Consider the following 11,349-nt stretch of genomic DNA (forward strand, 5'->3'; position numbering starts at 1 on the left):
CCGGGCGACGTTCATGGCGCATTCCAGCGAGGGTCGCCAGGCTGCGATGCTGCGGTTACGGGCCGGGAGATCGAGCGCCGGGTCGCTCCACCCCGCGCGCCGTGGAGGGGTTGCATCCCGGGCACTGTGAGGGAGAGCAGGGACGGTCCGGGCACCACGGCCGGTCATCGGGACGGTCACGTTCGCGTGGCCTCGGCGTGGAACACTGGCGCGCCGACTTGGACCTGTGGTAAGCGGCAGCCACACATGATGCTCCTTGGACATGACACTTCGTCGGGACGGGCGCGCGACCTCGCCGAGCAGGCGTGGCGCGCCTGGACGCTGTTTGGCAGCCGCTCCCGCCGTGGGCGTGATGGCCGGCGCGACGACGACGACGACGACGATTTCCCGCGGCCGAACGCGATCCTCACGTGGCTCCCGATGCTGGGACGCGCCGTCTCGCCGCTGCCCGCCTGATCTACGCGCCGCTCAGGGCCCGCTCGCCGTCAGCGTGAGCGAGCCGTCGCGGAGGCTCACGACGCGGTCTGCGGTCGCGACGCGCGACCAGTCGAACTCGCGGAGCAGCTCCGTCGGCGTGCACGGATCGGGGCGATCCCGCAGGCCGACGCAGCAGGCGAGCGCGCCGGTGAGCGCGGGCGCGCTCCGGGCGAGCGCCGCCCCGCGCGCCGCGCCGTGCGTCTTCGCCAGCTTGCCGCCGCGCTCCTCCAGGAGGAGCAGGTGGTGCCGGTAGACCGGCGCTGGCAGCCCGAGCAGCGCCTGGAGCGCCGCCTGCGTCGCGGTGCTCGGCGCGATGTCGCGCCCCCGGACGACGCGCGTGACGCCCGCCGCGCCGTCGTCGACCACCACCGCCAGCTGGTAGGAGAAGGCGCCGTCGCGCCGGCGAACCACGGGATCGCCCATCGCGAGCGCGGGCTCCTGCGACAGGTCGAGCCCGCCCTCGTCCAGGGGCCGGAACACGCCGTCCGGCAGCTGCGCCCGGATCGGCTCCACGCTCGCGCGCCACCCGCCGGGCGGCAGCGCGCGGCCGCGCGCGCGGTTGTCGTAGGCGAAGCCGCCGTCCGGGGCGCGCCGGCCGATCGCGCGCACCTCCTCGCGCGTCGCGGAGCAGGGGTACAGCGCGCCGAGCGCCTCGAGCCGGTCCATCGCCGCCTCGTGGTGCGCCCTCCGCGCGTGCTGCTCGACGCGCTCGTCGAAATCGAGCCCGAGCCACGCGAGATCCTCCTCGATCGCGCGCGCGAACTCGGGCCGGCAGCGGTCGGGATCGAGGTCCTCCAGCCGGAGGAGCAGCCGCGCGCCCCGCGACCGCGCGTCCAGCCAGGAGAGCAGCGCCGCGGCGAGCGTGCCGAGGTGGGCGGGCCCGGTGGTCGACGGGGCGAACCGGCACACCTCGCTCATCGCTCTTCCTCCTGCCGCTGCCGGCCGCGCCCTCGTCGCGCGGCCCGCGGGCTCGTCACGCCGCGCCTCAGAGGAAGCGCGCGATGCGCGCCCGCACGCGCGGCTCGCCCAGCACCGCCATGACCTCGGTCAGATCAGGGCTGTTCCTCGTCCCGCAGACCGCGACCCGGAGGAGCATCGAGACGTCGCCGACATGGCCCTTCCACGACTCGGGAGAGGCCTTGTACTGCTTCACCTCGCCTGCGTAGCCCGAGGCCACCGCGATCTGCCGGATCTTCTCGAACCACGCCTCCTTCGAGTCGGCCGGGTCGAACGTGTCGAGCATCTGCCGGAGCAGCGGCTGGCGATCGCCCTCCGGGACGTTCTCGGGGAAATCGAGCGCGTCGAGGCGGTTGTAGAGCTCGTCGTAGAAGAAGAAGAGCTGGGCCCGCAGGTCGGGCCAGGTGGTGATGCGCTTGTTCGACTTCTTGCCGCCGCGCTCGATGCCGAGCGCGCGCTTCGTGTACTCCGGATCTCGCTCCATCAGCGCGGCGAGCTCCTTGTCGTGCTCCCTGGCCCAGTCGAGGCCCTGGGCATAGACGTCCTCGGCGCTCATCCGGCTCACGACCGCCTGGCTCACGCTCTTCAGCTTCACCATGTCGCTCAGCGCGCCGCCGGGGGCGAGCTTGTTGAGCTTGAGGGGGAACGCGGAATAGGGCTTGTCGGGGTTCGCCTTGCGCCAGTCCTCGAACGCGGAGTTGGCGATGTTGAGGAGGTACTCGATGGTGCCTGTCTCGGGGACGCCGATCTCCCGGTAATAGGCGATGTTCGCCTCGGGGTCCTTGCGCTTGCTCAGCTTGCGCCGCGCGTCCGAGACCTTCGTCTCGCCCGTCTCCGGGTCGACCTCTTCCACGCGATCGAGCTTCTGGATGGGCGGGACGTGGGCGTACTCGACCGGCCTGAAGCCGAGCGTGCGGAAGAGCTGCAGGTGGAGCGGCATCGACGAGATCCACTCGTCGCCTCGGATCACGTGCGTCGTGCGCATCAGGTGATCATCGATCGCGTGGGCGAAGTGGTACGTCGGGATGCCGTCCGACTTGAGGAGGATGGTGTCGAGATCGTTGACGGGCATCGAGATGACGCCCTTCACGCCGTCCTTCCACTCGACGCGGCCGGAGACGTCGTCCGGGGCGCGCAGCCGCAGCACGAACGGGGTGCCGCCCGCGAGCGCCTCCTTCACCCGGGCGAGCGGCGCGTCGCGCCACTTCGCCCACCGGCCGTGGACCCCGGGCTTCACCGTGAGGGCCATCTGCTCCTGCCGGATGGCGTCGAGCTCCTCGACCGTGCAGAAGCAGGGGTAGGCGAAGCCGCGGCGGATGAGATCGATCGCGTAATCCCTGTAGATCTCGACCCGCTCGGTCTGGATATAGGGGCCGTAGCTGCCCTGCTGCACGAACTCGCCTCGCGACGACGCGTCTCCGTCCTTCGCCGGCGCGCGGAGCACGCCCTCCTGAGGGGAGAGATCGAAGCGCGCGAGGGAGTCGACGATGGTGTCGAGCGCGCCGGGGATGGCGCGCTTCACGTCGGTGTCCTCGAGGCGGAGGTAGAAGACGCCCTCGCTCTGGAGCGACAGCCGCTTGTTGATGAGCGACACGAAGATGCCGCCAATGTGCATGAACCCGGTCGGGCTCGGCGCGTAGCGGGTGACCATCGCGCCTTTGGGCAGCGCGCGCCGGGGATAACGCGCCTCGTACTCCTCGGGCCGCCTGGCCGACGCCGCGGCGTCGCCGAAGAGGAGGCGCACGAGCTCGTCGCGGTCCTCTCCGGGGCCCGGTTCGCGGACGGTGACGGGAAGCGTCGTCTCGTTCGGGGCCTGCTTGTCCATGAGGGCGCGTCGCTCCTGGTCTGACATCGGGCGGGCAGCCATTGCACGCCCGCCTGGCCTTGTCAATCGGCCGGGGGCCCCGTCAATCGGCGGGGGCCTGTCAATCGCGGGCTAACGAGCGCCGGCGCGCCGCGCTACTGCGGTATGTTCTCGCCGATGAGCCAATAGGTCTTCATCGCGCCCTTGCCCTTGATCGCCACGAGGCCCCGCTCCTCGAGGAGGAAATCTCGCGCGAGCAGGGAATAGCTCGCCTCGCTCACCTGGATCCGGCCGGGCTCTCCGCTCGACTCCATGCGGCTCGCCACGTTCACCGCGTCGCCCCAGAGATCGTAGCTGAACTTCTTCTTGCCGATCACGCCGGCGATGACAGGCCCGGTGTTGATGCCGATCCTGAGCTGGAACGGCTCGCCGTCGTCGCCGACGAACTGGCGCACGGTGTGCGTCATGGCGATCGCCATCCGCGCGATGGCCCTCGCGTGATCGGGGCGCTGCGCCGGCAGCCCGCCGACGACCATATAGGCGTCTCCTATGGTCTTGATCTTCTCCAGGCCGTGCTGATCGGCGAGCTGATCGAACGAGGAGAACATCCGGTTGAGCAGGCCGACGAGCTCCGCCGGAGGGAGCCGCGCGGCGAGCGGGGTGAAGCCCGCGATGTCCGCGAAGAGGACGGTCACCTCCTCGAAGTGCTCGGCGATGAGCTGCTCGTGCTCCTTCAGCTGATCGGCGATCGTCCTCGGCAGGATGTTGAGGAGGAGCCGGTCCGAGCGCTCATGAGCTTGCTCGGCCGCCGCCTTCGCCTGCTCGAGCGCCGCCTTCTGCTGGCTCTGCCGCCGCGCGTTCGCCTCCAGGGCCGAGAGCATGCCGTTGATCGAGCCGGTGAGGCGCGACAGCTCGTCGGTCCCCGGCATCGCGACCCGCGCCGAGAGGTCGCCGACGCCGCCGATCTCCGTGACCTCCCGGCTGAGGCGGGCGAGCCGGTACAGCACCAGCTTCTCCAGGAGCAGCAGCGTCACGCCGCCGAAGACCAGGCCCACGACCACGGTCACGAGCACGAGATAACGCAACGTGTCATGACCCATCCTGAGGATGGCCCGGTCGTTGTCCACGCGCACGAGCAGCGCCGGCTTGCCGTCGATGTCGTTGAGCACGGTGTATCCGGCGATCCGGTCGCTGCCGAGCGGGTGGACGAGGATCGGGTCGCGGTCGGACAGGGCGGCGCGCGCCTCGCGGAAGTCGTCGGGCAGCTGGGGATCGTCGAGGCGGTGCACGGCCAGCGAGAGGCCGGCGGGCTCGGTGAGGCGCTTGATCTCGGCGTCGGTCAAGAAGCGCCCGAACGTGACGGTGCCGGCGACCGGTCCGCGGCCGGAGCTGCCGACGCTCGGCTGGGAGCAGAGGAGCATCGGCCCGTCCGGCAGGAGGACGATGCCGCCTCGGACGGCGCTGCTGGGCGCGTCCCGCCCGAAGAGGAGATCGCCGAGGCGGAGCCGCTCGGCGATGCCGCGCGGCAGGGGGGCCCAGCTCTTCGTGGCGTGGTCGTAGCCGGTGCTGTACACGGGCGTTCCGTCGGCGCCGGCGAAGACCGCGAGATCGATCCGGGCGATGTCGAAGAGCTGGGCGACGAGGTTCGAGCGAACGAACTCTTGATTGCCGTCCTGCACGAACGCGTAGGCGTCATCCCACTGGCTCCAGTCGGTCCAGCGCGCGTTGAAGTCGCTGCTGGCCTGGCGGAAGAGGTTGAGCGCCACCTGCACGGTACGGCGGGTGTCCTGCGCCTCGGCGGCCATCGAGTTGGCGAGGAGCGCCCTCGAGGACACGCCGTACAAGGCAAAGCTGAGCCCGAGCAGCGTGGCGGCGATCGCCAGCAGCGTCTTCGCGCGCAGTGAGAGCAAGGCGTCGAGGGCGGGCTTCAGCGGCGCCGAGACTATCGAAATGCGGGACGGCGCGGAAGCGCGCCGGCGCCAGCCGGGACGGCGCGGGCTCCGGCGGGTGGGGGAGGGGGCGCGGCGGCGTGGTGCGGCGCGGTGCCCCTGGCCCGGCCCGGGCCGCGCTCGCGTGGAGGGGTCTCCGGGGCGGGCCAGGCGGCGCGGTTTCATTCTCGTTCTACGGCGGCACGCGAGGCATCGAGTTCCAGATGTGTATCGTGGACGTTCCAGCCCCTCGTTTCGGGCCGAGTCCTCATCGATATTCGCGGAAATTCAGGTCCGTAGTAATGAAAACAACTTGAACGGTTGTCGCCGTTTCCGGCGGTGATGAACGACGCTACGGTATCTCACGTTGCCTCGTGGCTTCCTTGGACCGCTGTCGCGAGAGCAGATAGAATGCGTGCAATGCACACGCCCGGCCGGCTGCTTGTCATTCCTGCGGTCCTTCTCACCCTCGCCGCGTGCGCCAACGGCACCGACGATCTGCTGCCCGGCTATTACGAGGAGCAGGCCGGCGGAGGCGGACTCGGCGGTGATGGCGGTGCCAGAGGGGAACACCTGTCCGCGAGCTCGAGCTCAAGCGTGAGCGTCGGCTCCACCGGAGCCGGCGGTGCTGAGGGCGAGGGCGGCGACGGCGGAAGCAATGAAGGTGACGGAGGCGACGGCGGCGGGGGAGCGGTGGCCGAGTGCGACTATGCGGCGCCCAATACCTGCACGGGAGCAGAGGATCTCGGTAGTATCTCGGGCGACGTCGAGGCTGATTCGATGACGGTGACGGGGACCACGTCGAAGTGGTTCAAGATCCTGATCGTCGACAATGCAGATGAGGCCAGCTCCGAGCACTTCCGTGCCACGCTCGAGTCTCCGCCGGGGATGAACTTCGATTTGATCGCTTACCAAGGAGAAATTGAAGTTGATGCACCGAATTGCTTTGCGTCCGGCGTCAGAGGGCAGGGCACGCCCGAATCATTTTACGTGACGTGGAACGACCGCTTCGCCGATCCCGATGAGCTCTGGTTTATCCTCGAGGTGCGGCATGTGGAGGGTACCGCGTGCGGCGAGGACGCGAAGTGGACGCTGACGCTCCTCGGCAACAATGCGGCGTTGATAGAGCCTTAAGCCTGCACGCGCAGCCCGCAGGCCGGTCACCGGCACATAAGAGATCCTTGAGCCTGTGCGCACCACACATCAGCGCCGGCTCACCTCGATCTTGCTTCGTCCGGGACAGCGCTCCTCATCAGGCGCCGCATCTACGGCGACATTCGCGCTAGCACCACGCTGAGATTGTCCATCATCAGCGGCGGATCCGCCAGGTCGATCGTGCCGTCGCTTACGCCGGCTACGACGATCTCGCGCGTCTCCTTATAGATAGCCGCGGAGGTTGCCATCTGGGCCGCCGCGGCGCCGCCATAGCGATGACTCCACCGGTGAGCCCCCGAAGGGTCGAATTTGGCGATCAACCAGTCGTAGTCGCTGGCCGTCAGATCTCCGCCACCGAAATCCACCTTTCCGCGGAAGCCGCCCGCGAAGACGAGCTCGCCCTCGCTGTCGAGCGCGACGCCCAGACGTGGTTCGCCGCCCATCTGCGCAGTTGCATCTCCGAACTGCTTCGACCACGAGTGGGCGCCGGTCGACGACAGGCGCACGACGAACAGGTCGTCGTCCTCCCTGCCGGTCGTCCTGCGTGGCACGTCTACCCCATTGTTCGTGCCCTGGAAGGTGACCGTACCGGAGAAGCTCCCGACGATGCCGGCGTTTCCCGTAGCGTCAACGTCAACGTCGGCGATATCGAGCGTGCTGCCGTCGCCGTGGATGAAGGTCGTATTCCATAGCGGCACTCCCTCGGCGTCGAACTTGGCCACCCAGCCGGACTGTCCCATCCTGGCGGACCCATGGGTGTGGCCAGCGCCGAAGTCGACCGAGTTCTCGAACGTGCCGGCGACCACGGCACGGCCCATCGCATCGACCCCGACGCCCTTACCCGTTTGGTACCCCGGGGTGTCGCTTGATCGGTCCCCGATCCGGACGCTGTAGACATGGCCGCCGTCCTCACCGCTCAATCGCACCAGGAAGCCGTCGGTGTCCGACGCCTCCGCGGTCTCGAGCGCCGAGCCCCCGAAGGTCACGGCTCCGCTGAAGCTCCCGGTGATCACGGCGTCGCCGTCCAGCGTCACGGCGATGTCGATCGGTGTGGTTTGGCCTTGCGGGCCGCCGAACTGCCTGCTCCACACATGTCCGCCGTTCGCGTCGAGCTTGGCGACAAGCATGTCGGTGGTCCCGCTGGCCGGGAGATCGTTGCCGCCGAGGTTCACGGTTCTCGTGTATTTGGTCGCGAATAGCACGTTGCTCTCCGCGTCCAGCGCCACGGCAGCAGCGCTGTCCCCGCTGCGCGGCAGCGCGATGCTGTATACATGGTTCCCCTCGCTGTCGAACACAGCAAGGAAGAGTCCTCTCTCATCGGCTTGCTCCGGCAGGACCGTGGTGGCATCCGGCCCGAAGTTCATCGTGCCCTCGTGGAGACCTGCTATGGCGATCCGATCGCCCTTCGGGCTGATCGCCACTGAGGTCGCCAAACCGAAGGACCCCGCCTCAAACATCCTGGCCCACGCGACGTCGCTGCACCCCACGCCGTCGCAGTCCTCATCGCCCCTCTCGTTGCAGTCCTCCTCGCCCGGGAGCACCTGCTCCTCGCAGTCCCCCCATCGCCCGTCCGCGCCGCAGGTCTGCGTGCCTGGCGCGCAGACGCCGACGCCGTCGGTCTCGCTCGCTCCCTCGTAACACGCCCGCGAGTCGCCCTCCTTGCAAGGCGTCGTATCGCCGCCCCCGGAGCCGGCGGTGGCCGGAGCGTCGGTGAACTCGTCGAGCCCGATCAGCGCGCCGCAGCCGGAGGCGAGCAGCGCGGTCGACGCGAACGCGGGCAGGGTATGGCGCAGGAGAGGCACGCGGGAACCGTAGCCGAAAGCCGCGCCGCCAGGACAGGGGCTCCTCGGCCGAGGGCGCCCCGGAGCGCGCGAAAGGCACCGCGCGCCGCCCCGACGCCGCCCCGGAGGGGGCCGTCGGTGATCGGCGACACGGTGCCTCGACACCTGGCACACCGCCTCAGCTCGCGCTGATCGGGATCTGACGCGGCTTGAGCGACGCGCTCTTCGGCAGGTGGATCCGCAGGACGCCCGCGCGGAGATCCGCGGAGATCTTCTCGGAATCGATGCCCTGCGGGACCACGAAGCTGCGGCGGAAGTCCGGCAGGCCTTCGACGCCCTGCTCCCGCTCGGCCGCCTCGGTCCGCCGGCCCTCGAAGGTGAGCTCCCCCTTCTCCACGCGGACGGCCAGGCGATCCTGCGTCACGCCCGGGAGATCCGCCACGACCAGGAGCTCCTCGGCGCTCTCGTAGATGTCGACCGCCGGCGCCACGGCGGGGCGCTGCTGGATCTTCTCGGGGTTGCTCTCGGCACGGTGGGTCAAGCTTCGATCGGTGCTCATGTTCATCGCTCCTTCCTCTGTACACTCCAGATCCGCTCATCGCAGGATCGTCGCTCTCCTCTTCGTTCGCTCTTCAGCTCTCAGCTCCCTCAGCGAGCCGTCACCGCGATCTGACGCGGCTGCGCCTCGGCGGCCTTGTTCAGCGTGAGCGTCAGCACGCCGTTCTTCAGGACCGCGGTCGTCTTCTCCGGATCGACCTTGCTCGGCAGCGTGAAGCTCCGGCTGAAGCGCACCGCGCCTCGCTCCCTGCGGTGGACGAGGTAGCCCTCCGGCGCATCCGACTTGCGCTCGCCGCTCACCGTCAGGACGTCCTGATTCAGCGAGATCTGGACATCCTTCTCCGTCAGACCCGGAACATCGGCCTTGACGACAAGGGCGCTCCCCGTGTCGAACAGGTAGACGCGCGGACCACCCACGTACCGGGACGTCTGGTCGAAGTCGCCGCGGAGCGACGCGCGGGGCGCGTCCGCCTCCTCGAACACCCAATCGAGGCGCCGGCGAAGCTCATCCATCATGGCAAACGCGCGATCGAAATCCGTGGTTCGGTGCAGCATGGTCAATCCTCCATGACCGCCGCGCGCGGCGCGCGCCGGGGCTCCGCCCGCGGCGCCGTCAACCTGCTCGTGACGGCCGATTTGTTGTAGCGTTACGGGACCTTGGCTCCGAGAGCCGGTCTCTTCGCACCGCCCAATCTTTGCACGGCACGTGGGGTGTCAAGAGCACGGCGCGCCGTCGTCCCCCCGAGGCAGATCGGCGGGAGTGGCGATGGCGGCCGGACTCGTCAGAGCGAAGGGAAAGGCGGGCGAGCGCGACCTCTCCGGCTCCCCGGAGCAGCTCCATGCGCCTCCCGCCGGCTACCGCCCCGCAGGCCGAGCCACGCCAGCGCAGGCAGTCGGCGGAGCCAGCCACGCCGGCGCCCGGTGGAGCCTGCCGCCTCGAACACCTCGAACATCCCTGGGAGCGCATCCCGGAAAGCGCTAGAAACCCGGACATGCAGCCCTGCCCGCCCGCCTCCCGCCGCCGCGGCGTCCTTGCCGCCCGCCTCCGCTCGGTCTCCTCTGCGGCGGCGCTGTCCCTGGCGCTGATCTCGGGCGCCGCGCTGGCGCTGCCCTCGGAGGGGGACCGGGCGCCGAACGCGCGCGTCGAGGACGCGGACGGCCGCGCGCTCCAGCTCAAGGCGCTTCAAGGCAAGCCGATCCTCATCGTCTACGAGGACAAGGACTCGAAGACCCAGAACCAGGCGCTCAAGGACGCGCTGGCGAAGCTCACGAAAGGCGACCGCTACCGGCGAGGCATCGCCGTCGCCGCGATCGCCGACGTCAGCTCCTACGACTTCTGGCCGGCGCGAGGGTTCGTGAAGGACGCCATCCGGGAGGAGTCGAGGAAGGTCGGCGGGACCATCTATTGCGACTGGGACGGCTCCTTCCGCACGGCCTACAAGCTCCGCCGCGGCGTCAGCAACGTCGTCGTGGTCGGCAAGAACGGCCACGTGCTCTTCGCGGCCGAAGGCGCCCTCACGCCGGAGTCGCAGAGCAGGGTCCTCGATCTGCTCCGCAAGGAAGTCGAGGGCTGACCGCAGCGAACGCCCCGGCCGGCGGGGCGCGCGCGCTCAGCGCCCGTCCCTGCGGCGCCGCCGCGCGTGCAGCGCGGACTCGACCTGCGCGCGGATCTCCGCCGCCTCCGCGGCCGCCACGAGGCCGCCGCGCGCCTCGATGAAGGACCGGAGCGCCCCGGCGCCCGCGCCGCCCACGATCCACGGCACGCCACGGCACGCGTCCGCGTAGGCGTCGATGAGCTCGCGCGCCGACGGCGGGAGCGGCGGGATCGCGACCGTCAGCGCGACGAGGTCCGGCGCGAGCGCCTCGACCGCCCGCGCGATCGCGGCGGGCGGCGTCCTCGCGCCGAGCACGACGGAGCGGAAGCCCCACGAGCAGAAGCGCAGGCCGATGCCGAACAGCCCGAGCACGTGATCCTCGTCGGCGAAGGCCGCGAGCAGGACGCGCCGCCCGCTCTCGCCAGGCTGCGCGAGCCGCAGGAGGTGCAGCAGCGTCGCGCCGAGGACCTGCGAGGCGAGGTGCTCCTGCGCGACCGTGATCTTCCCCGCGTGCCAGAGATCGCCGATGCGCTCGAGCGCCGGGCCGAGCGCGCGCTCGAAGATCGTCACCGCCGGGCCGAGCGAGAGGGCCCGGTTCACCTCGGCCTCGAGGCCGTCAGGATCGAACCGGACCGCGGCGTCGACGATGCGCTCGCTCGCCCCGGCGAACGCGTCGCCGCCGCTCGTGCCCACCGGCACGCGCGGCCCCGCCGCCTCGAGCACCATGCGCGCCGCCTCGGCCGCGGCGATCCCGCCGTTCACGTGGTCGCGCATCTTCTTGATCACCGCCACATCGTCGTCGCTGTACAGGCGATACGCCGACGCCGTGCGCGCAGGGGACGGCACGCCATAACGGCGCTCCCACGCGCGCAGCGTCGCCGAGGACACGCCACACATCTCCGAGACGACATGGATTCTGTAGCGGCTCAACTGGATAAACCTTGCTAGGACCCGCCGAGCCGCGGCCGTCCGCGCCGGCCCGGCGCACCGGGATGCATCGGAACGGCGGGCAGCGAGGCCCAGAAAGACCCCCTCCTGCCGACGTCTTTCACCTTGGTCATTCGCCTTTGTCAAAGGCTAGGACAAACATTATA

10 protein-coding genes are annotated in these 11,349 nt (G+C 70.0%); 3 read left to right on the plus strand and 7 right to left on the minus strand.

The window, feature by feature from the left end:
• Nucleotides 1–246 precede the first annotated feature (246 nt).
• Nucleotides 247–456, plus strand: coding sequence for a hypothetical protein (locus WMF12_RS02795; protein ID WP_437549338.1), 210 nt, complete (start codon nucleotides 247–249; stop codon nucleotides 454–456).
• 12 nt (nucleotides 457–468) lie between these two features.
• Here the strand turns inward: WMF12_RS02795 and WMF12_RS02800 are convergent, their stop codons facing one another.
• The 3 genes from WMF12_RS02800 to WMF12_RS02810 all read right to left on the minus strand — a co-directional run bounded on the left by WMF12_RS02800 (nucleotide 469) and on the right by WMF12_RS02810 (nucleotide 5,148).
• Complete coding sequence (locus WMF12_RS02800; RefSeq protein WP_437863210.1) at nucleotides 469–1,395, minus strand: glutamate--tRNA ligase family protein; 927 nt, start codon at nucleotides 1,393–1,395, stop codon at nucleotides 469–471.
• 67 nt (nucleotides 1,396–1,462) lie between these two features.
• Entirely contained in the window at nucleotides 1,463–3,259 is a 1,797-nt protein-coding gene (locus WMF12_RS02805; RefSeq protein ID WP_437863245.1) for a glutamate--tRNA ligase, read from the minus strand.
• Between the two features lie 134 nt (nucleotides 3,260–3,393).
• Complete coding sequence (locus tag WMF12_RS02810; RefSeq protein ID WP_437863277.1) at nucleotides 3,394–5,148, minus strand: adenylate/guanylate cyclase domain-containing protein; 1,755 nt, start codon at nucleotides 5,146–5,148, stop codon at nucleotides 3,394–3,396.
• Nucleotides 5,149–5,586: 438 nt separating this feature from the next.
• Between WMF12_RS02810 and WMF12_RS02815 the strand changes: the two genes are divergently transcribed.
• Nucleotides 5,587–6,300 carry a hypothetical protein gene (locus tag WMF12_RS02815; RefSeq protein WP_437863288.1) on the plus strand — a complete coding sequence of 238 codons (714 nt, stop codon included), beginning with the start codon at nucleotides 5,587–5,589 and terminating at the stop codon, nucleotides 6,298–6,300.
• Between the two features lie 131 nt (nucleotides 6,301–6,431).
• On the opposite strand, the gene WMF12_RS02820 is transcribed toward WMF12_RS02815, so the two are convergent.
• The 3 genes from WMF12_RS02820 to WMF12_RS02830 all read right to left on the minus strand — a co-directional run bounded on the left by WMF12_RS02820 (nucleotide 6,432) and on the right by WMF12_RS02830 (nucleotide 9,215).
• Complete coding sequence (locus tag WMF12_RS02820; RefSeq protein ID WP_437863299.1) at nucleotides 6,432–7,685, minus strand: hypothetical protein; 1,254 nt, start codon at nucleotides 7,683–7,685, stop codon at nucleotides 6,432–6,434.
• 595 nt (nucleotides 7,686–8,280) lie between these two features.
• Nucleotides 8,281–8,661, minus strand: a complete 381-nt coding sequence (locus WMF12_RS02825; protein WP_044967738.1) for an Hsp20/alpha crystallin family protein — start codon at nucleotides 8,659–8,661, stop codon at nucleotides 8,281–8,283.
• 89 nt (nucleotides 8,662–8,750) lie between these two features.
• Entirely contained in the window at nucleotides 8,751–9,215 is a 465-nt protein-coding gene (locus tag WMF12_RS02830; protein WP_437863332.1) for an Hsp20/alpha crystallin family protein, read from the minus strand.
• Between the two features lie 437 nt (nucleotides 9,216–9,652).
• On the opposite strand from WMF12_RS02830, the gene WMF12_RS02835 reads away from it, so the two are divergent.
• Nucleotides 9,653–10,234: a YtfJ family protein gene (locus WMF12_RS02835; RefSeq protein WP_437863346.1), complete on the plus strand. Its 582-nt coding sequence runs from the start codon at nucleotides 9,653–9,655 to the stop codon at nucleotides 10,232–10,234.
• A gap of 36 nt (nucleotides 10,235–10,270) precedes the next feature.
• Here the strand turns inward: WMF12_RS02835 and WMF12_RS02840 are convergent, their stop codons facing one another.
• The gene (locus WMF12_RS02840) at nucleotides 10,271–11,185 is read right to left on the minus strand and encodes a MerR family transcriptional regulator (protein ID WP_437863359.1); all 915 of its coding nucleotides are present in this window, start codon (nucleotides 11,183–11,185) and stop codon (nucleotides 10,271–10,273) included.
• Nucleotides 11,186–11,349 lie beyond the last annotated feature (164 nt).

The organism is Sorangium sp. So ce363 (assembly GCF_051520435.1).
In the GTDB taxonomy this organism is placed as follows: Bacteria; Myxococcota_A; Polyangia; order Polyangiales; family Polyangiaceae; genus Sorangium; species Sorangium cellulosum_B.